The sequence below is a fragment of the Desulfoluna sp. genome (assembly GCF_030145185.1).
Classification (GTDB): domain Bacteria; phylum Desulfobacterota; class Desulfobacteria; order Desulfobacterales; family Desulfolunaceae; genus Desulfoluna.
On sequence record NZ_JAQYWB010000001.1, the window covers coordinates 1 to 20,935 of the forward strand.

14 protein-coding genes are annotated in these 20,935 nt (G+C 53.4%); 5 read left to right on the top strand and 9 right to left on the bottom strand.

The window, feature by feature from the left end:
• Positions 1-223: 223 nt before the first annotated feature.
• From Q1Q75_RS00005 to Q1Q75_RS00020, 4 genes are all read right to left on the bottom strand, one after another.
• Entirely contained in the window at positions 224-472 is a 249-nt protein-coding gene (locus Q1Q75_RS00005; protein WP_300666669.1) for a hypothetical protein, read from the bottom strand.
• A 699-nt stretch (positions 473-1,171) separates the two neighbouring features.
• Complete coding sequence (gene nadC / locus Q1Q75_RS00010) at positions 1,172-1,996, bottom strand: carboxylating nicotinate-nucleotide diphosphorylase (RefSeq protein ID WP_300666672.1); 825 nt, start codon at positions 1,994-1,996, stop codon at positions 1,172-1,174.
• Between the two features lie 63 nt (positions 1,997-2,059).
• Positions 2,060-4,723, bottom strand: a complete 2,664-nt coding sequence (locus Q1Q75_RS00015) for a valine--tRNA ligase (RefSeq protein ID WP_300666675.1) — start codon at positions 4,721-4,723, stop codon at positions 2,060-2,062.
• A 243-nt stretch (positions 4,724-4,966) separates the two neighbouring features.
• Positions 4,967-6,934: a hypothetical protein gene (locus Q1Q75_RS00020; protein WP_300666677.1), complete on the bottom strand. Its 1,968-nt coding sequence runs from the start codon at positions 6,932-6,934 to the stop codon at positions 4,967-4,969.
• A 341-nt stretch (positions 6,935-7,275) separates the two neighbouring features.
• On the opposite strand from Q1Q75_RS00020, the gene Q1Q75_RS00025 reads away from it, so the two are divergent.
• From Q1Q75_RS00025 to lpxB, 4 genes are all read left to right on the top strand, one after another.
• Entirely contained in the window at positions 7,276-7,704 is a 429-nt protein-coding gene (locus Q1Q75_RS00025; protein WP_300666680.1) for a hypothetical protein, read from the top strand.
• Between the two features lie 644 nt (positions 7,705-8,348).
• Positions 8,349-9,443, top strand: a complete 1,095-nt coding sequence (locus Q1Q75_RS00030; RefSeq protein ID WP_300666683.1) for a DegT/DnrJ/EryC1/StrS aminotransferase family protein — start codon at positions 8,349-8,351, stop codon at positions 9,441-9,443.
• Positions 9,440-9,601 (top strand): hypothetical protein, encoded by a 162-nt coding sequence (locus Q1Q75_RS00035; protein WP_300666685.1) that lies wholly within the window; start codon positions 9,440-9,442, stop codon positions 9,599-9,601. The genes Q1Q75_RS00030 and Q1Q75_RS00035 overlap by 4 nt, the downstream gene beginning before the upstream one ends.
• A gap of 35 nt (positions 9,602-9,636) precedes the next feature.
• On the top strand, positions 9,637-10,734 hold the full coding sequence (gene lpxB, locus Q1Q75_RS00040) for a lipid-A-disaccharide synthase (protein WP_300666688.1): 1,098 nt from the start codon (positions 9,637-9,639) through the stop codon (positions 10,732-10,734).
• Between the two features lie 307 nt (positions 10,735-11,041).
• Here lpxB and panB read toward each other — a convergent pair whose 3' ends face one another.
• The 5 genes from panB to Q1Q75_RS00065 all read right to left on the bottom strand — a co-directional run bounded on the left by panB (position 11,042) and on the right by Q1Q75_RS00065 (position 18,391).
• Complete coding sequence (gene panB / locus Q1Q75_RS00045) at positions 11,042-11,830, bottom strand: 3-methyl-2-oxobutanoate hydroxymethyltransferase (RefSeq protein ID WP_300666691.1); 789 nt, start codon at positions 11,828-11,830, stop codon at positions 11,042-11,044.
• A 16-nt stretch (positions 11,831-11,846) separates the two neighbouring features.
• The gene (thyX, locus tag Q1Q75_RS00050) at positions 11,847-13,262 is read right to left on the bottom strand and encodes an FAD-dependent thymidylate synthase (protein WP_300666694.1); all 1,416 of its coding nucleotides are present in this window, start codon (positions 13,260-13,262) and stop codon (positions 11,847-11,849) included.
• Between the two features lie 403 nt (positions 13,263-13,665).
• Positions 13,666-14,430 carry an AAA family ATPase gene (locus Q1Q75_RS00055; RefSeq protein WP_300666697.1) on the bottom strand — a complete coding sequence of 255 codons (765 nt, stop codon included), beginning with the start codon at positions 14,428-14,430 and terminating at the stop codon, positions 13,666-13,668.
• 56 nt (positions 14,431-14,486) lie between these two features.
• Positions 14,487-16,421, bottom strand: a complete 1,935-nt coding sequence (locus tag Q1Q75_RS00060) for an ASKHA domain-containing protein (RefSeq protein ID WP_300666700.1) — start codon at positions 16,419-16,421, stop codon at positions 14,487-14,489.
• A 194-nt stretch (positions 16,422-16,615) separates the two neighbouring features.
• Complete coding sequence (locus Q1Q75_RS00065) at positions 16,616-18,391, bottom strand: formate--tetrahydrofolate ligase (RefSeq protein WP_300666702.1); 1,776 nt, start codon at positions 18,389-18,391, stop codon at positions 16,616-16,618.
• 932 nt (positions 18,392-19,323) lie between these two features.
• Here Q1Q75_RS00065 and Q1Q75_RS00070 point away from each other — a divergent pair.
• Positions 19,324-20,871, top strand: coding sequence for an acetyl-CoA decarbonylase/synthase complex subunit delta (locus tag Q1Q75_RS00070; protein WP_300666705.1), 1,548 nt, complete (start codon positions 19,324-19,326; stop codon positions 20,869-20,871).
• Positions 20,872-20,935: the final 64 nt, after the last annotated feature.

Consider the following 20,935-nt stretch of genomic DNA (forward strand, 5'->3'; position numbering starts at 1 on the left):
GAAAAGCGCAGGGTACCGGCAATCCGGCCGGGCCCACAAAGACAGAAACAAAGGAAACCTCTCCGCCAGGAGAAGGCGGCCCGAAAACATCCATTTTGGTGTCCGAACCCACCCCGCACCATAAAAAAAACGGCGCGCAGCTTCTAAAGCCACGCGCCGTTTTAAAAAGTACCCAAGCGAAGGCACCCTGTTACAGGTCAGCCCTCACCCGATTTCATCTTACTTAGTCCGTTTCCTCCACCGCTACCTCTTCACCCAGCAGCTCTTGGGGAAACGCCTGCTCGTCCGTGGAGGCGATCACTGGTTTCCCAGCTTTGTAGACCCCCCGACGGATGACCTGGACATAACCAAACTTGTCCCGGCTGTAGATAAAAACCATGTTACGGACCTTTTTCTCGTTAAATCCGGTCCCATCAATGAGTTCCTTTAAGGTAAACTCTTTGTCCGGGTTGCTCTGAAGCAATTCCATCATTTTGAGATAATCCGCTCGGTACGTCCGTTTTGCCGGCTTGTTTTTTTCTTTGGATGAGCTGGAGGAAGCCCTCCTTTTCCCACCTCCCGGCAATTTACGCTCCATACGTGCCAACTGGCGACTCAGACTCCTCATCTGGTCTTCAAGCCGGTCAACCTGCCTTTGAAGTTTGTTGTAATGTACCCTTGGAACAAAATCCCCCCGCATGGTTTCAATCACATGCGAAAATGCACTTTCAAGATCGTATCCTGCTGCCATTGACGAATCTCCAAACCTTTCCCGTTAATATTTTAACAACCCACAGGTAAAGATGATAATTAGAAATCCTTACCTGGTCAAGAATTTTATTACCTAATTCATTTCTTAATGAACATTGAAAACAATTTATACCGCATGTTTATTCTCAATGTTTAATGGACTTGGAACACAAGACACAATACCTAACACTACACAAAACGGTTGCTAAGCAGTTTTTCTTCCACAAATATCACAAAGTATTACACGCTTTTCGCGATGTGATAAAGAACACACCTGAAAAGACGAAAAAGAATAAAAACCGAGACCGACGACATCTTAAATAAACTGTTAATTCAATGGCTTTTCCAGAATAAACAAAATGAGCATCGCCGATCAAATCGCAACAAAAAACCCCGGTGCATAAGCAAAGGGGCTTTTAGAAATAAAAATAAGCTCAGAGTATTACATCCGCATGCTGATGTCCACGGAACGCGCCTGATGAGTCAGGGCCCCGGAGGAGATCACATCCACCCCCGACTCCGCATACCCTCGAAGATTCTCCTCGGTAATATTCCCGGAGACCTCCGTAAGAGCGCGGCCGTTGACAATCAAGACAGCCTTCGCCACATCCGCCATACCCATATTATCCAGCATGATCACATCCGCACAGGCGTCTATGGCCTCGGCCAGCTCATCAAAATTGCTGACCTCCACCTCGACCTTCACCAGATGAGAAATGGACCGGCGAACCGTCGCAACGGCCTCCTTAATCCCACCGGAAACCGCGATATGGTTGTCTTTGATCATCACCCCGTCGTACAGGGCCATGCGATGGTTGAAGGCACCTCCGATACGAACGGCCTCTTTTTCAAGCACTCGCCACCCCGGCGTGGTCTTTCGGGTATCCACCAACCGAACAGGGAGCCCCTGGACCATCTTGGCATACCGGCTCACATGGGTGGCGATGCCGGAGAGACGCTGCAAAAAGTTAAGGGCCGTCCGCTCCCCCTTGAGGAGAGTCCTCAAGGGTCCTGCCACCTTCAGGATGACGTCTCCTTTGTTTACCCAGGAGCCGTCACAGGCCAGAACGTCCACCCGGCAGGTGGCGTCCAAAAAGGTAAAGCAGGCCGCTGCAGTGGCCGTGCCAGCCACCATGAGCGCCTCTTTTGCCACGAGCACCCCCTCTCCCATCTCCCCTTCGGGGATCAGAAAGTCAGTGGTGATATCTCCAGAGCCGATATCCTCGGCAAGGGCCAGACGAATCAGTTGTTCTGTCATCATATTCATAGGCTGTCTCTCCCCTTTGCGGCAGGTTGCCCCCAGGAGGGGCAACCTGCCACAACAAGGCATTTACCCTTCCTGAACATCCTTGAGTTTCTGAAGGTTAAGCACCAGCTTGTCACGCTTGTCTTTGGCCTCCTCGTACTGAGCCTGGAACTTAGCAACCACCTCAGCAGGAGCCTTGGCGATGAAACTCTGGTTGCCCAGCTTTCCTTCGACGCCCGCCACCTCTTTTTCGATTTTAGCGATCCCCTTGCCAAGACGCTCGATCTCCCTGTCGAAGTCCACGACCCCTTCAAGGAAAACAAAGACAACGGCGCCTTCGACGATGGCTGTTGCGACGCCTTTAGGCCGTTCCCCCGAGACTTTGACTTCGCAGGAACCCAGACGTGAGAGGGTCATGATCGTCCCTTTTTCACGTTCCACAAGGTCTGCCACATCCTGGGTCTCCGCATGCACTTCAACGGTCAACTCCATGGAGGGGGCGATGTTCATTTCTGAACGGATATTTCGAAGCCCTGAGATCACCTCGATAACCGTCTCCATCTCCTTCTCAGCGGTGGCATTGGCTCCGTGAGCGGCAAACTCAGCACAATCGGGCCAGGAAGCCGTCATGATGGACCCTTCCGTTCCGGGCAGTTTGCTGTAAATCTCTTCGGAGACAAAGGGAACGATGGGATGAAGCAGAATCAAGGTATCGTGGAGCACGCGATACAGGACGGAACGCGTAGACGCCATGGCGGCATCCCCCGTTTTCCCATAAAGCGCAGGCTTGGAGGCTTCCAGGTACCAGTCGCAGAAGCTGTGCCACACAAAGGTATAGAGGGTTGCGGCGGCTTCGTTGAATTTGTACGTATCGATGGCCTCGGCCACTTTCTCGGTGGTCTCGGCGAGACGTGCAAGAATCCAGCGATCTGCCAGGCTGATATTGGCGTAATCGATCTTGGGGTAAGGCGTCTCAAGGTGCATGAAAGAGAAACGCGCCGCGTTCCAGATCTTGTTGATAAAGTGACGGTACCCTTCCACACGAGCCAGGGACATCTTCACGTCCCGTCCCTGGGCGGCAAAGGCCGTGAGGGTGAAGCGAAAGGCGTCGGTCCCGTACTCGTCGCTGACGGTGAGGGGATCGATGACGTTGCCTTTGGACTTGCTCATCTTCTTGCCCTCTTCATCTCGAACCAGGGCATGAATGTAAACATCTTTGAAGGGGACTTCATCCATCACGTAGATGCCCATCATCATCATGCGCGCCACCCAGAAAAAGAGGATGTCAAAACCGGTCACCAGCGCTGCTGTGGGATAAAAGGTTTTAAGAAGCTCCGTTTTTTCGGGCCACCCCATGGTGGAAAAAGGCCAGAGGGCCGAACTGAACCAGGTATCCAGAACGTCGGAATCCTGGGTCAGATGATGGCCGCCGCAGCCGGGACAGACGGTGGGGTCTGTCGCCTCCACAATGTCCATGCCGCAGTCGTCACAAGTCCAGACAGGAATACGATGTCCCCACCAGATCTGACGGGAAATACACCAGTCACGGATATTGTACATCCACTCGTAATAGGTCTTGGTCCAGTGCTCGGGGATGATCCGCGTTTTCCCCTCTTCCACTGCGGCAATGGCTTTATCTGCCAGGGGCTTAACCTTAACGAACCACTGCCGGGAGAAGTTGGGTTCGATGGCGGTCTTACACCGGTAGCAGTGTCCAACGCTGTGTTTGTGCTCTTCGATTTTTACAAGAAGCCCCGCCTCTTCAAGGGCCTTAACCGCCTCAATGCGGCAAGCTTCCCGGGTCATCCCTTCAAAACGACCGGCCCCTTCGTTCATCAGCCCGTCGTCGGTCATCACCTTGAGGGTTTCAAGGTTATGCTTCTTGCCCAGCTCAAAGTCATTGGGGTCATGGGCAGGCGTGACCTTAAGAGCACCGGTACCAAAGGCCATCTCCACATAGCTGTCTTTGATGATGGGGATGATCCGATCTGTCAGGGGAAGCTTCACATGGGTAGCGCTGATTCCCTGATAGCGTTCGTCTTCCGGGTTCACGGCCACGGCGGTGTCACCAAACAATGTCTCAGGGCGGGTGGTGGCCACCACAAAATGACCGGTTCCGTCGGCAAAGGGGTATTTGATGTGATAAAGCTTTCCGTCTACCTCTTCGTGCTCCACCTCAAGATCTGCCAGAGCGGTGTTGCAGCGGGGACACCAGTTGATAATGTAGTTGCCGCGGTAGATAAGATCCTTTTTATAAAGATCGACAAACACCTTTCGAACCGCATCCGAGAGCCCTGAATCCATGGTAAAACGCTCACGATCCCAGTCGCAGGAGGCCCCCATCCGCTTGAGCTGATTGATGATGGCACTGCCGGACTCTTCCTTCCACTGCCACACTTCATCGATAAAAGCGTCTCGGCCGACCTCATGACGGGTCTTGCCTTCGGCCGCCAGCTTTTTTTCCACCACGTTCTGGGTGGCGATGCCCGCATGATCGGTACCGGGCATCCAAAGGACGTTGTCCCCTTTAAGGCGTCTGTAGCGGCAAAGAATATCCTGAAGGGTGTTGTTCAGGGCATGTCCCATGTGGAGGACACCGGTGACGTTGGGCGGAGGGATCACAATGGAATAAGGCTTCTTATCGCTTGTCTCCTCCGCTGAAAAGAGCCCCTCTTCAACCCAGTACGCATAGCAGCGTTTCTCTACTTCATGGGGCTCATACCCCTTAGCCAGCAATTCTTTGCTCATAATCAAACCTCATATGTTAATAGGCGCGCACCCTTTGACGCTCTACATGAACAAGGGCACCCTACCTGTCTGTTCTGGATGCAGACACCGGGGCAAAATGCCCGAAGGTATCGGAACCACGCAATAAACCGAAAATAATTTCAGCAAACGGCCCACGTTTGTGAAACCATCCAAAAAGAAAAACTGGAAATTATTAAATAATCTCCAGTCTTCTTGCAACCATTTATTAACAACCGGGTTGAATCAGGAAAAATTTTCCCGGATCATCTTTTTCATTTTTTCAATGTCATCCGAAAGATTCTTGCCGATAGCGTCCACGATCAGCTCTTCGATTCGCTCTTTGAACATCGTCCGCACCACACGTTCGACCACCCGTTCCAGCTGAGCCTCGGAAATATCTGCCAGGCCTTCCATGGAAACAGGAACGGGGGCATCCTCGTCTTCGGGAACAGGATCCGGGTCATTGATCTCCGACAGATCAAAGGTCCCCTCAGGAAACCCCGGAGGACGTCTTTCAGGCTTCGGCGTGTCGGATAACATATCCGGCATGGCCTGTGCCGTCCCCCCCTGTTCATCGACCATCTCTGAAAGATCCAGCACCAGCGAATCACCCTTGCTGTTTTCGTCGACTGTCATCGACAGGTCATCCTCGGGCATGTCAAGGTCCAGAAGGAGATCCTCGTCCTCGGACAGGACGATCGTCTCATCGGGGAGCTCTTCAAGGAGGCCGTCATCGTCCAGGGCCTCAGGTGCCAGCGCCGCTTCGTCCTCAAGAGGCAGGCCAATATCCAGGAGAAGATCCTCGTCCTCAGACAGGACAATCGTCTCATCGGGGAGCTCTTCAAGGAGGCCGTCATCATCCAGAGCATCAGGTGACAGCGCCGCTTCGTCCTCAATGGGCAGGCCAATATCCAGGAGAAGATCCTCGTCCTCAGACAGGACAATCGTCTCATCGGGGAGCTCTTCAAGGAGGCCGTCATCGTCCAGAGCATCAGGTGACAGCGTCGCTTCGTCCTCCAGGGGCATGCCGAGGTCCAGAAGAAAATCTTCGTCCTCGGACAAAACAAGCGTCTCATCGGGAAGCTCTTCAAGAAGACCGTCGCCCTGAGAGTCAGGTGCCATGACCGCTTCGTCCTCCAGGGGCATGCCGAGGTCCAGGAGGATATCCTCGTCCTCGGACAAAACAATCGTTTTATCGGGGAGCTCTTCAAGAAAGCCCTCATCCATCAGGGACTCCAGCGGAACGCCCCCATCGTCACCCTCGGCCAGGAGGAGATCGATATCGACAAACCCATCATCTGCACGGGTCGTTGCCGCTACATCCAAGGGGATATCACCGGCATTGACCTCATCCCGCTCGGCCAGCCCCAAGTCGTCCAGGTTAAAGGATAACTCCAAGGTCTCCTCATTGTCAGGAAAAGAATCTTCCTCCAGAAGAGAAGAGATCTCCGTCAAATTGTGAGGATCTGTCTTCGGGGTATCTTGTCCATCAAGCCCCCCTGGTGCATCCCACTCACCCAGGGAAACCCCATCGTTTTCAGATGTCTCGCCAAGCAGACCGGCCATTTCTGTCAGGTCAAGGGTCTCTTCCCCGAGGTCTGGAGCCTCCAGGGGCTCATCCAGAAGACCCGCCATCTCACTCAAATCAATGGTCTCCTCCCCAAGATCCGGGGCTTCCAGGGGCTCATCCAGCAGGCCCGCCATCTCACTCAAATCGATGGTCTCCTCCCCAAGATCCGGGGTTTCCAGGGACTCATCAAGCAGGCCCGCCATCTCACTCAAATCGATGGTCTCCTCCCCAAGATCTGGAGTTTCCAGGGACTCATCAAGCAGGCCCGCCATCTCACTCAAATCAAGGGTCTCCTCCCCAAGATCTGGAGCTTCCAGGGACTCATCAAGCAGACCTGCCATCTCACTTAGATCCAGGGTCTCATCCCCAAGGGGGATCGCATCGCCCCCCGCAAACACCTCTGTCTCCATCGAAGGATTGGCACCCTCATCAGGAGTTTCCTCAAAAAGCGCCTCTTCCGATAAGTCAATACACAGGTCGTCGTCGATCCCTTCCAGGCCATCCCCTTCCAGAAGATCACCGTTCCCATCCACCATCTCCGTCAGCTCAATAAACTCATCATCGTCATCATCAATCCATTCTTTATCGGGAGCAGCTGGAGGCATTTTATTCAATGAATCTTTTCTAGTGGAGTCGGTCATAGTTTGCATCTCCTGGAGGTGAGTAAGCAACACGTTGTTTATTGCAACACCATGATATTATTGATGAATTGCTTAGCCTTATCACGGTACCACACCGAAAATAGCGTGTCAAGAGCCTTATGAGGCATTCAAAGCCCCAGTACACAGAGCTTTTAGACCCCATCCCTCACCGGAGCCAGCCTCTTTTCCCTCTCTCCCTTCGACACCGCGGCAGACCCACCGACAGCCGTGTCTCCCTATTGACCCCGCGACAAAGTATGTTAAAATAAATATCTAATATCAAAACACCCCTCAACCAAACGGCCCCATCTTCCAAACCGTTTCCCCACCCAGGAGAGACCATGAAAGAATCCGCCAGTCCTCACCTTAAAGTCCAAGAGCTCTGCGACTGTTATGCAGAGACCGATCCATTAAAAGAAATGTCGACGGTCATCCGCGAACCCGCGGAGGAAGAGACCGCTCTCAAATGGATTGCCCTGGCCATTCTCCACGGCATCAACAGCAACGCCGAGAAAATCAGTCTATTAAAGGAGGCCTCGGGAAAGGTGGAGGTCCGGGCAAAATACAGAACCGCGCAACTCCCAACTCCGGGAGCAGAGACAGGGGCTCGCATCATGGAGCTCACCCGAGCCATCACCCACCTGGAAACCGAAAAAGGAAAAACAGCCCTGGCCCTTGGCTTCAGAGGAAACAGCGTGGAATTAAAAGTCAAAATAAAAAAAGAAGGCGACCAGGAAACGGTCTCCTTCATCTTTCCAGAAAATGAATAAACGAAAACGCAGGACGTCCCCTTCTCAATAATGGCAGAGCGAATCCGAGAGACAGGTCCCACCTCGAGCGAGAAAAAATTGTCAAACACCGGGATGTTATGCCTGGGGTCAGCCGAACCCGGATATTTCATGAAAAAACAATCAGAACCAAGAAATAATCATTAATTACAGTTCTTTGCAGTAGTATTTTCGGCCGTTTCAAAAATGCAAAATGTAATCCACGGTATTCTGTCTGATTTTCTCACCCTTCGGGCGAGCCGGGTGCACTCATCTGCCGCGTTATCAGAGCTTTGAGGTAACCCACTACATCTCCAGCTCTGATGCCTTGCCTATGAGCGCACCCAACTCGTGAAATGTCCGGGCTAAAACGTGTCAGAACGTCTTGATAAGGAAGAACCATTGACATGTTGCCTCTTTTTAACTACCTATAGCATAAACAACGTACAGCTTGCCTTACATCGATATCGACAACAACCACAGAACCTCTGACAGAACATCACCCTACACCCAAAAAACAGGCAACTCGACACCTTCACTGCACCAGAGGGCCACCATCAAAGAATCTGCGCCACCCTGACGACACGTACCCGGCCTCACTCCGGTGAACGCCCTGCCCATCCACGCTGAGAAAGTAAGGAGACGCCATGCAGTTTATCGATCTCAGAGCCCAGTACCGCCAGATTGAATCGGATGTGAACGAAAAAATCCATGCTGTGCTGAAGCACGGCCAGTACATCAACGGTCCCGAGGTCCGTGTGCTTGAAGACCGCCTCGCCGACTTCGTGGGCACCCCATACTGCATCGGTACCGCCAGCGGAACGGATGCCCTTCTTATCGCCATGATGGCCCTGGGAATCAAACCGGGGGATGAAGTGATCACCTCACCCTTCACCTTTATCGAAACGGCTGAAACCATTTCCCTGTTGGGTGCCGTTCCGGTGTTTGTGGACATTGAACCCGATACCTGCAACATCAATCCCCACCTTATCGAAGCGGCTATCAGCCAAAAGACAAAGGCCATCCTGGCTGCAAGCTTAGATGGCCAGTGTGCCGACTTTGATGCCATCAATGCCATCGCGGACACGCACGGGCTCCCCGTCATCGAAGACGCAGCCCAGAGCTTTGGGGCCACCTTCAACGGAAAAAAATCCTGCAACCTCACCACCATCGGCTGCACCTCCTTCTGCCCCTCCAAACCCCTGGGCTGTGATGGAGACGGCGGGGCCTGTTTTACTCAGGACGAGGCGCTGGCAACACGCATGCGTGAGATTCGGGAGCATGGCCGGGACCGGCGTTACCACCCCCCTGGCCTGGGAATCAACGGACGGCTCGACAGCCTGCAGGCCGCGATCCTCCTGGCCAAAATGACCCTTTTCCCGGATGAAATCGAGAAACGTCAGGCCATCGGTAAAAAATACACGAAAGCCCTGACAGACGAGCGCATTACGGCACCGGTGATTCGGCCCGACAACACCTCCGTCTTCGCCCAGTTCACCATTCAGATTAAAAACCGCGACGCCCTGCAGCTGCACCTTGAGGCCAAAGGCATCCCCACCGCCATACCCTGCCCGATCCCCCTGCATCGTCAGCCGGTCTTTTACCAGCCCGAGGCCCACCTTCCCGTCAGCGACACCGTGGCGACCCGTGTCCTCAGCCTGCCCATGCACCCCTACCTGGCCGACGCACAGCTTGAACGGATTACAACGGCCATAAAAGACGCCTTAGAAAGGCCCCAGTGATCACCGGGATCACAACAGAAAGCCGCGACGGCGCGCTGGCAAAAAAGGCAACCCTGGCCCTTGACCTTGCCTTAAAAATCAACGAAGATCTGACCCAACGTCAAAACAACGCCGGAGCCCGATACAATCAAAGGGACCCCGGTCTTCCAATACTCTGAAAAGAGGGTCCTCACCGACCCGCAAAGGCAAGGTTGTGAAACTTTTTATCGTTGCAGGTGAACCCTCCGGTGACATGCATGCCACCGAGCTGGTTCACGCCCTTAAAAACGCATCCCCTGACATTGATGTCTACTCCGCAGGTGGCCCCGGACTGGCCGCCTGCTCAACCCAGGTGGCGGATCTCGCCAGTCTTGCCGTCACCGGATTCTTTGAGGTCTTAAGTTACCTGCCCACGATTATCCGCATTTTTAATCAGATCGCAGCAAAAATCGAAGAGATTGATCCCGACGTGGTGATCTTCACCGACTACCCCGACTTCAACTTCCGCATGGCCAAACGCGTGGCCAAGCCGGGCCGTAAGCTCGTCTACTTCATCAGCCCCCAGCTCTGGGCCTGGCGAAAAGGGCGTCTTAAACTGATCAAAAAATACATCGACAAGATGCTGGTGCTCTTTCCCTTCGAAGAGGGCTTCTACAGAGAAAATGGGGTGGAAGCCGCCTTTGTGGGCAACCCTCTGGTGAACACCATCCCCGCCATGAAGGAGGAGACCCGGGGCGTCCAGGGCCCGCATCGTATCCTGCTCCTGCCCGGTTCCCGGAGCAAAGAGGTCAAATCTAACCTGGCCACCATGTGCGAAGCCAAAAAAAAGATGGGGGGTAAAATCGAGGCCCGGTTCTCCGTCCTGAAACACCCCAGCCTCGACCCGGCTCTCTTTGCCTGTGCCGAGGAGGCGAATATCCGCGTGTTTGAAGGCAACCCCCATGACGAATTCCAGCAGGTAGACCTGGCCATCGCCTGCTCCGGTACCGTCACCTTCGAGCTGGCTCTCTCCGGGGTTCCCACGGTGGTCCTCTACCGCATGAACCCCGTCACCTACCATGTGGCCAAGCGCCTGGTGAAGGTGGATGCCATCTCCATTCCCAACCTCATCTTAAAGGCCCATGTCTTCCCCGAGCTGATCCAGGAAGCCGCCTCCCCCGAAGGCCTCGCAGACGAGGTGCTCGCGATCTTGAATGATCCCGCCCGCCTCACCCACATCCGAAAAGAGCTGGCCCGCTTCCGCACCCTCGTCAAAGCCTTTGATGCGGATTACGCAGCAAAAGAGATTTTTTCTCTCATCGATTCCAAATAAAAATTGTAACTATTCAGTGTATGCCTCCGGCGGCCCTGCCGGGGGCTAAACTTTTGAAAAGTTTAACAAACAGGTCTTAAATAAATATTTCAAATTTGCATCACCCCAAATACGGATGTGATTTGATCCGAGGAACGAGGGGCAAAGCGCATTCGTAACCAGCTTTCAAGGTGGCACACCTTGCCGCCGGAGGCTTTTTTTAGAGCTGAATAGTTACAATTAAAAAAGCCTGTGCATCTCTGCACAGGCTTTTTTGATAATCACAGGGCCTCGGTACCATAGGGTACCGAAAGCCATTTTTTTCGTTCTACTCGTAGCAATGTTCCGGTGCAGGGAACTCGCCCCCTTTCACCTCATCGATAAAGCCTTTGATCCCCTTTCTCGCCTCGTCACCCAGGTGGGTGTACTTCTTGACGAACTTGGGCACATGACCAGAGTTGATGCCCAGCATGTCGTGCATCACGAGAATCTGGCCGTCACAATCAGGGCCGGCACCTATACCGATGGTGGGGATGGAAAGGGCCGCCGTGATGGATTTGGCGATATGACTGGGGATACCCTCCAGAACCACGGAGAAGGCACCGGCCTCCTGAACGGCCAGGGCGTCGGCCATCAGACGGTCTTCATCACGCTGCACCCTGAAGCCCCCCATCTGGTGGACCGACTGCGGGGTCAGGCCGATGTGAGCCTGCACGGGGATACCCGCAGAGGAAATTTTGTTTATCACATCACAAACCGAGGCACCGCCCTCAAGCTTTACAGCAGACGCGTCCGTCTCCTTGAGAAAACGTCCGGCATTTTTCACCGCATCTTCCACACTGGCCTGGTAGGCCATAAAGGGCATATCCCCCACCACCATGGTGCGTTTGCATGCCCGTGCGACAATACGGGTGTGATAGATCATCTCATCCATAGTGACATGAAGGGTGCTGTTGCCCCCTTGAATCACCATGCCCAGAGAATCACCCACAAGAATCATGTCCACCCCCGACTCATCCATGAGGGTAGCAAAGGGAAAATCATAAGCCGTCATGGCCGTGATCTTCTCCCCTTCCTTCTTCCTTTTGTAAAGCGTTGTGACGGTAACCTTTTTCATGACACCTTCCCTTATGTTATTGCATATTGGAAAAAAGTTGTTTCATTTCAACTTGTTTACCGCAACTCATTTTGCCTTCCGGACACACACCGTCCATAAAGCATCCCGGTCCCACCTTCCCAAAAAGAACCGGAGAAATCCCCCGCACGGCGGAAAGCATCCCCACGGCGTAATTTCGAATCTCCCACTGCGCACGATCACAGCAGCGCAGTTTGAGAAAATGATAAAGCTCTCGGCCGTTCATGGTGGTCACCACGTCCATCACGTTGCCGCTGAGGTAAAGATATACGAGATCCTCTTCCATCACGCCGGCGTCACGAAAGGCCTCGTAAAGGTCCATGCTCTTTTCAAAACAGCCCATGTAGATCTCTTTGGCTGCTTCATTTTCGGTGACCGTTTCAGGCAACACGCAGGTTCGGCTCTTGCCGAATTCGGTAAAAGAGGGTACCAGCAGAGATTGAATGCGATGTCGCGCCAGGTGCGTCAGGCAGGACAGGCTCATGTCATTCAAACGAAAGGTAACGTTGACCTGCTCCAATTCCCGTTTGCGACGATCGGAGGTGACAATCTCGATCACCTGGGAGGCCAGCCCATCGTTGTCTCGTAGCAACGTAAGGGCATCGGAAGAGGAGCACCCGGCGTGGGACGCAAGGGCAGAAACAGCCACCATCAGATCGGGCTCTCCAGAGTGGGTCAAAAGTTCCACCAGCGCGCCCTCCCCTTCAGGGCGGCGCGAAAGGCCTGTGCCTGTGACCAGAGCCCGGAGTCGGCTCTCTTTATCCTCCCGCCCTTTCTCCACCTTGGCGAGGTCATCAAACACATCGGGAAGAATCTCTCGAGCCTGGGCAAGGAGGCTCTCGCCGATCTGCCTGATTTCCGGATAAGCGGCCCCCCGACCCTGAAGTGAGGAATGAAGGATATGAAGCAGCTCCCGGGCATTCACCGTACAATAAATATGGCTTCGCAGGCAGTAGGGGAGCACAAAACGGGCATCTTCCTTGGGAATACCGGCTTCCAGCAGTTTGTGATAATCATCGAACAACGCTTTGGAAAGGGCCTCGAAGCGATCCCTGATGGAGGCGTCGGCTTCCCCCCCCTCTTTCAAACGGAATTCGGGAAGCAAACCGCCCATCTCGGAATAATCCACGTAACGGCGCGACTTGATGGTGTAGGCGGCCAGGCGGAATTCGATCAAAAACTGCTCAAAAAAAGCGGAAACATTCTCAAAGGCGATATTAAAGACGGCATGCTCCGTAATGGTCACATGCCCCAGGGCCACGACCCTCTTAATCAGCGGGCCGATATTGGTACGATCCGTGTTCTCATAGATCTCTGTGGCCGCCCCTTTGGTGGATGAAATACGCGCGGCAGAAGCGCAAATGCGTTCGGGTTCCGGTGTAAAGGCAAGTATGACTGCTCTTGCTTTTTCCATATGGATGTTCTGCTCCTCAATAATGGATAATAAAGGGGGGAGTGGGGGTTCCCCTCCGCCTGAAAAAGGCCCGGCCACTGCAAGCCTGAGCCCTCTCTCTTTTTCGGGAATCCACCCCCGTGGGTGAAGGCCGACCTCTCCTGCCGCCCATGTCGGGTCGTCTTGACCGCAGCCTGAAAGTGCCGCCCCCATGCAATGGAAGAGACGCTCTAAGAATCAATCAGGGCCATCGCTTTTACGTATATTCCCGGGACCGGGCAGGGATGTCTACATGACATATAATAAAGCTGGAAGCCAGGGCAAGGGGTAAAAAAACGGGATGCTGTCAACATCCCGTTTTCACAATATCATATCAAATACACATCTCTTCCGGGCGGTCCGGCACGTATCGATCCGCCGGAGATCAGGAGACCGTGGCCAAAACCTTCTCCATGACACCATTGACGGCCTGCGCCGATGGCGCATCATCGGAAAGGTCCAGCATGGAACGCCTCTCCATATCCAAAGCGCCTAACTGAGGATCATCGGGGATGGTGCCTACGATCTCGACCCCGATCTCCTTGACTTCGGCCAGAAAGGTTTCGTTCAAGGTCTCAGGTGCCCGGGTCACCACCAGCCCCTTGTGCCTCACGTCGAGCTTCAGGTCATCGAGCATGTCATGAATTCTCTTGACCGCACGCAGCCCCCTTAAAGAGTAATCGGTGACCAGAAGCAGATAATCCACCCGACCACTGGTGCGGCGACTCAAATGCTCCATCCCCGCTTCGTTGTCCACCACCATATATTTGTAGTTGGAAGCCAACTCCTCGGTGAACCGATTCAGGATATTGTTCACCATGCAGTAGCACCCCTGCCCCTCCTGGCGTCCCATCACAAGAAGGTCAAAATCTCGTTTCTCGATAATCACCTGATTGATGAGAAGTTCCAGGTAATTCACCTTGTCCATACCCGACGGAACGCCCTGGGGGTCTTTCATAAAGCCTTCACGAATATCCCCAACGGTCTTTTCTACCTCAATCCCTAAGGTCTCCCCGAGGTTGCTGTTGGGATCCGCATCGACAGCCAGTACCGGTGAGATACCGTTGGCCGCAAGGTACCGCACCACTTGAGACGCTGTGGTGGTTTTTCCGGTACCGCCCTTACCTGCAACTGCTATTACTTTTCCCATAGTCATCCTCAATCAGGGGTCCTGTTTAACAAATATCATCAGCGACTCATCACACCCTACCTATGACACAGCCTCGCCTTAAGACGCGGAAACAGATTCAGATCGGTATGAGGCAAAAAGAGCGCTGCAATATAATGGTCCATATACGAAGGGGTCTCTGAGAGTTCAAAGTTAGTCATCATACGCACCACCTGCACGACATCCTGCCGCAAGGTATTGGTCAGGGCGCTCATCTTTGCACCCATCAGGGACCCATTGCCGATAAAGGTGACCTTGTCCGTGTCGATCTCTGGAAGGAAGCCGATGGTAAAGGCGCGATCCAGGTCGATGTAGCTGCCGAAGCCTCCAGCCAGAATAATCTCTTCAATGTCAGAGATTGAAAGCCCAACTTCATTTAACAGGGTTTCACAGCCGCTGTAAACAGCCCCCTTGGCCCGGATCAGGTTATCAATGTCGGGCTCCGTTAAGCTGATATCCCGTCCGATATCGGTATCATCGGCCCAGACAAGCACATATTCGGTGATGCCTTCATTTTCCCGGAGCCGGGGGGTGTGAATGTCCGTATTAAATTTTCCGCGGCTGTCGATGAGTTTATTTTCAAAAAACACCGCCACCGCTGTAATCAGGCCCGTCCCGCATATCCCCCGGGGACGAACTCCCCCCACGGTGCGCAGCATCGGCTCCCAGGAGACAGGATCAATGGAAAAATCCTCAATGGCCCCGGGGGCTGCCCTCATGCCGAATTTAATCCCTCCGCCCTCAAAGGCGGGACCCGCAGAGCAGGCCGTGCAAGCCAGCCACTCGTTGTTGCCGACGACAATCTCAGCATTGGTCCCGATATCGATGAAAAGAGTCAGCTTCTCGCTTCGATACAGACCACTGCCCATCACCCCCGCCACAATATCTCCCCCCACATAGCTGGAGATAAGAGGATAGATTAGGGCTGTGGTGTGCTCAGCAAGAGCGAGGCCGATGCTTTGGGCTAAAAGGGGAGGATAAACATTGGCGGCTGGAACATAGGGTGCCCGGCGGATATTACGGGGATCCACGGCCAGCAGAAGCTGTGTCATGGTGGTGTTACCGGCGATGGCGATGGTCGACACCTCCTCCATATCCACGCCGCTTCGCTCAAGAATCCGGCCCACAATGTCGTTGATGGTCTCCACCACGACCTGTCGAAGCCGCTCCAGCCCTCCCTCCTTTTCAGCATAAATAATACGGGAGATGACATCCTCCCCGTAACTGACCTGCCCGTTGACCTTACCATACTGTTCTATAACCGAGGCATCCTTCAGGTCAAAGAGCTGTCCGTAAACGGTGGTGGTGCCGATATCCAGGGCGATGGCATAGTTAAAGGCCGTGCGATCCCCGGGTTGAATATTGATAATGCGGGACTTGTTGCCATCCTTTACCGGTCGCTCCAGAGTCACTGTGGCCTTGAACCCACCGTCACGCAGAACTTTGGGCATTTTCCGGATCACCGAGAAATCGATATCCAGTCCATTTTCACCCTTCACTTTTTTTAAATACTCAAACAGGCGGGTCACATCGGCACAGTGGTCCGATGCGTCAGGAGGAGGCAATTCCACATACACCTTCTCCATGGGAGGTATGAACAACCCTTCTTCCTTCAGGGCCTCAAAATCCATTTTGCGAATGTGCGCAGTGGTTCTCGGGGTCGCCTGGGGCAATTCGCCCCCCAGAAGTGCTGATGATTCCAGGGGGATACGCACCGTCAAATGATCCCGCACTTCCGTCTTGCAGGCAAACCGCCACCCGCCTTCATACTCTTCCTGCGTCAATTTATCGCTTTGTTCACAGGCTGACACCCCCTGCTCCACCACCACACGACACTTTCCGCACACACCGCCCCCGCCACAGGATGCATTGATATGCACACCGGCATCCATGGCCGCCGAAAGGAGAGACTCCCCGGCAACGACCTCAATGGAGACATCATGGGGAATAAAGTGAACCGTAAATTTTTCCATACTCTCTCCCAAATGGATTATCACCAGCACCCGCTTAAAAAAGGGGTTCGATTAGCAAAAGGGGGACATAAATCAGATTCGCAGGTGCCATGGTAGCCCACAAACGTTAAGCAATCCAGCATTTACTCTTTGAAGATAAAAAAAGGCCGGCAAGCCGGCCTTTTTTCTCAAATTAAAACGTCAGGCAACGTCCATTAGAAAATGCCCTGAACCTTTCCTGTGTCCACATCGACATCGACCCTTCGGAAAGAGGGATTGGATGCGGTCCCCGGCATCAGACTGATGGCCCCTGCGACGGGCACGATAAATCCGCCCCCTCCGTAGGTAAGCACTTCCCGGATCTGAAGTCGCCACCCCTCAGGAACCCCTTTAAGCGCAGGGTTGTCAGACAAAGACAGGTGGGTCTTGACCATGCAGAGGCCCAACTTAGCCAGCTCGGGATCGGCCTGAATCCGCTTGAGGGCGGCCAGGGCAGCCGCTGTGAAATCGACGCCGTCGGCACCATACACCTCGGTGGCGATCAGCTCGATGCGCTCTTTAACCGGCATATCAAGCTCGTAGAGGAATTTAAAGTCTGTCGGCTCTTCACAGGCCTCGATAACCGCATCGGCAAGGTCCAGAGCGCCGTCCCCACCCAATTCCCAATGATGAGACACTGCAAATTTAGCGCCTTCGGCCTCAACCAGTTCACGAACCTTATCCCGTTCACCCTCGGTGTCAGAAATAAAGGCGTTCAGGCAAACCACGGGGCTGATACCGGCCTTACGAACGTTGCGTATATGATGAATAAGGTTGCCGCACCCTTTTGCCACCCAGTCGATGCTTTCTTCACCGTACTCCTTGGGCAGGGGCTTCCCAGGTACGGGAACCGGGGCGCCACCGTGACACTTAAGGGCACGAATGGTGGCCACAATCACCGCTGCGTCAGGAACCAAGCCACTGTAACGGCACTTGAGGTTCCAGAATTTTTCAAAACCGATATCGGCTCCGAAACCGGACTCCGTCACATGGTATTCAGCAAGTTTGAGACCCACCTGATCGGCGATGATGGAGCTCTGGCCGATGGCAATGTTGGCAAAGGGACCTGCGTGTACAAGCACAGGCTGCCCTTCAAGGGTCTGCATCAGGTTGGGGTTCAGGGCATCAACCATCCAGGCGGTCATAGCCCCGGCCACTTCAAGGTCCTCGGTCGTTACGGGGTTGCCCTTCTTATCATAAGCCACCACGATTTTCCCCATGCGCTCACGCATGTCTTTTAGGCTGGTGGAGACGGAAAGAATCGCCATCACTTCGGAGGAGACGGCGATGCCGAACTTAGAGCGCATCATGAACCCGTCACGCTTGCCGTTCACGCCGTCCATGCCAATGATAATATTTCGAAGGGATTGGCAGCAGAAATCGATGACCCAGCCCATTTCGACATTGGTGGGATCGACATCCAGACGACGCATCTTGGTGAGGCGGTCCAGCTGCTCATCGTTGTAGTTCCGCTCATGCTGCATGCGGGAGGTCAGCGCAACCATCGCCAGGTTATGTGCGTTCATGATGGCGTTGATGTCCCCGGTAAATCCGAGGGAAAAGGGGGTCAAAGGAATGCACTGTGCCAGGCCACCACCCGCGGCAGAACCTTTAATGTTCATGGTAGGGCCACCGGAAGGCTGGCGGATCGCGGCAGACACTCGCTTCCCTCGTTTACCCAGCCCCTGAACAAGACCCATGGTAGAGGTGGATTTGCCCTCTCCAAGAGGCGTCGGGGTGATCGCGGTGACATCAATGTACTTCCCATTGGGCTTGTCATGAAGCCGATCAAGCACCTGTCGGTAGTCAATTTTTCCGATGTAATGCCCCTGGGGAAGAAGCTCGTCTTTGGTGAGGCCGAATTCCTCTGCCACCTCGTAGATGGTCTTCATCGTTTTTTCGGCGTCCTGAGCAATTTCCCAATCAGCGTGCTTCTTTGGATCTAAAGCCATTCATTACTCCTTTTCAAGAAGTGGCCCACAAAAAGAGCCGGTAGCATGTTGATGAAAACAAATTCCCTGTTCTGTACGTACCTATGTCTCCCTCTCTTGCAAAACAAGAGCAGGAAATATGCCGGTTGTTCAGATTTGCGCAACCTGATAATATGCAACTGATCCAAGTCAAGATAGATCTTTCACAGCATTGCGCCGTACATTTATCCCCTTCACGAACAAATTACGCAGGGGCAGGTCCCCCTGTTCTTGTTTTCACTACTTTTTTGGCAACTCTTCTTCGCTTCCCCCGGAAGAAACCATCATCATGTCGCATAACGTCAGTATTGATTATAAACAACGTTTTGGGTAGTTATGTCAACAAAACGAATTCCCTTCTATCCTTATACAGATTATTCGAAACTATGTCTCAATCCCCAAAACCAGTCAAGTCCTTTTTCACCATGATTAGTATTTTTGATGTTACTCACCAATGGCAATTGACATTATCACCGTCCCCACTGCACAACACCCTGTGTCTTCGACTTTTTCTGCCCCATTTCAGCACAATGATCCGAGTAAGATACACATGTTTTGCACCTGTCACGCGTTGACAATAAGCTCAGATTACTTCTCAAAGATCATTCGAATAAAAATATTTCGAATCATATGATTTTTAATATTGACAGCCTCCAAGGCAGTTGTTAGAAATTTCTTGTTTTGTCTATCCAATAATTTAACATTCATTATCGTCACAGGGGCTTAATCGCCTGGATAGTAAACTCAGCACATGACGCCGCCAGACGTCATCCTTCATCTCACCGTTCTTTTATATTTTACGAAAATAACTTCCATGAAACGGCCGACGGTCGTTTGAGTCCGAATTGACGTAAGACCGCATAAAAATGGACACCTTCATCCATATCTAAATAGTCAACGACAAGGAGGTAACATTGGGTTTCGAAATCGTAAAAGAGTCCTATGCAGGACGCATCAGGGAAATTTCCATCGGGGCAGGCGACAAGGCAGTCTCTGTCGGTGGTGCCTCATGCTATCCCTTTTACCAATTTGAAGGGGAAATGCCACACAAACCCAAAATCGCCATGGAAATCTGGGACATGGCACCCGACGACTGGCCCGAAGCATGCCTGGCTCCGTTTAAAGATGTCGTGAACGACCCCGCGGCCTGGGCAAAACTCTGTGTTGAAAAATATGGCGCAGAGCTCATCGTCCTCCAACTGAAAAGCATCGACCCCAATGACAAGGACGCCAGCCCGGCAGAAGCCGCCGAGATGGTAAAAAAAGTGGCCTCTGCCATTGACGTCCCCTTAATCATCTGGGGATGTGCTAACCCCATCAAAGATGAAGAAGTTCTGAAAGTCGTGGCCGAAGAGTGCCAGGAATTTTCACTCACCATGGGTCCCGTAGAGGATTCCAACCACAAAGGAATCGGCGCGTCAGCCATGGGATATGGTCACGCCCTGATCTCCTCATCCCCCATTGACGTCAACCTTGCAAAGCAGGTCAATATTCTCCTGGAAAACCTGGGCATGCCCATGGACAGGGTCATTGTTGACCCCACCTCCGGCGGCCTCGGTTACGGTCTGGAGTACTCCTACTCTGTCATGGAACGTCTCCGCATGGCCGCCATGCAACAGGGAGATGACAAACTTCAGTACCCCATCATCAACAACCTCGGAAATGAAATCTGGAAATGCAAGGAAGCCAAGCAGAGCGTAGAAGAAGCGCCTCTTCTCGGGGACCCTGAAAAACGCGGCATCCTCATGGAAGCCGTCTGCGCTGTTTCCTACCTTGTTTCAGGGGGAGACATTCTCGTCATGCGTCACCCGGAAGCCATCCGCCTGGTCCGATCCTTCATCGACCTGATGATCGACGGAGGCATGGCCACCGATGTCGCAGCCATCTCCAAGCAACTCGCTGATGTCGCGGTGGACTTTACAGCTCTGGCTCCCACCCCGGACACCACCATCGTTGAAGATAAAAAAGCCGCTCCAGCCGCAAAAAAAGAGGCCCCAAAAGCAGCTGCCGCCCCTGCCCCCAAGGCAGAAGTGAAGCCTGCGGCCGCGCCCAAAGAGGCTCCCCCTGCGCCAGCCAAGGCTGAAGCACCCAAGGTAGACCCCGAAGCGCAGGCCAAAGCAGAGGCAGAGGCCAAAGCCAAGGCAGAGGCAGACGCCAAAGCCAAGGCAGAAGCGGACGCCAAAGCCAAGGCAGACGCAGAAGCCAAGGCCAAAGCAGACGCAGAGGCCAAGGCTAAAGCAGATGCAGAAACCAAGAAACAAGCTGAAGCCGATGCTCAGACCAAGCGGGAAGAGGAAGAGCAAGCCATTCGGGCAGAGCGGGCAAAAGCCAAGGACGAAATGGCCCATGCCCATAGCCATTCTGGTGCGACCGAACGGACGCTCACGGCCGCTGCGGACCAGAAGAGCCAGCTTGACAAGATCATCGATCGTCTCAACATGATCCATCGTCGCGTGGCGTAAGCCTTATGAACTTGACGAAGCCGCATCGAAGCGAACTTCGGATGCAAGGCAATGGACGACCATA

Excerpts from the sequence above, each read along its gene's own strand:
- Q1Q75_RS00065 (WP_300666702.1), bottom strand. The coding sequence starts at position 18,391 with ATGGCTTTAGATCCAAAGAAGCACGCTGATTGGGAAATTGCTCAGGAC.
- Q1Q75_RS00015 (WP_300666675.1), bottom strand. The coding sequence starts at position 4,723 with ATGAGCAAAGAATTGCTGGCTAAGGGGTATGAGCCCCATGAAGTAGAG.
- Q1Q75_RS00055 (WP_300666697.1), bottom strand. The coding sequence starts at position 14,430 with ATGGGAAAAGTAATAGCAGTTGCAGGTAAGGGCGGTACCGGAAAAACC.
- nadC (WP_300666672.1), bottom strand. The coding sequence starts at position 1,996 with ATGAATATGATGACAGAACAACTGATTCGTCTGGCCCTTGCCGAGGAT.
- Q1Q75_RS00060 (WP_300666700.1), bottom strand. The coding sequence starts at position 16,421 with ATGGAAAAATTTACGGTTCACTTTATTCCCCATGATGTCTCCATTGAG.
- Q1Q75_RS00030 (WP_300666683.1), top strand. The coding sequence starts at position 8,349 with ATGCAGTTTATCGATCTCAGAGCCCAGTACCGCCAGATTGAATCGGAT.
- Q1Q75_RS00005 (WP_300666669.1), bottom strand. The coding sequence starts at position 472 with ATGATGGAATTGCTTCAGAGCAACCCGGACAAAGAGTTTACCTTAAAG.
- thyX (WP_300666694.1), bottom strand. The coding sequence starts at position 13,262 with ATGGAAAAAGCAAGAGCAGTCATACTTGCCTTTACACCGGAACCCGAA.
- Q1Q75_RS00020 (WP_300666677.1), bottom strand. The coding sequence starts at position 6,934 with ATGACCGACTCCACTAGAAAAGATTCATTGAATAAAATGCCTCCAGCT.
- panB (WP_300666691.1), bottom strand. The coding sequence starts at position 11,830 with ATGAAAAAGGTTACCGTCACAACGCTTTACAAAAGGAAGAAGGAAGGG.
- Q1Q75_RS00025 (WP_300666680.1), top strand. The coding sequence starts at position 7,276 with ATGAAAGAATCCGCCAGTCCTCACCTTAAAGTCCAAGAGCTCTGCGAC.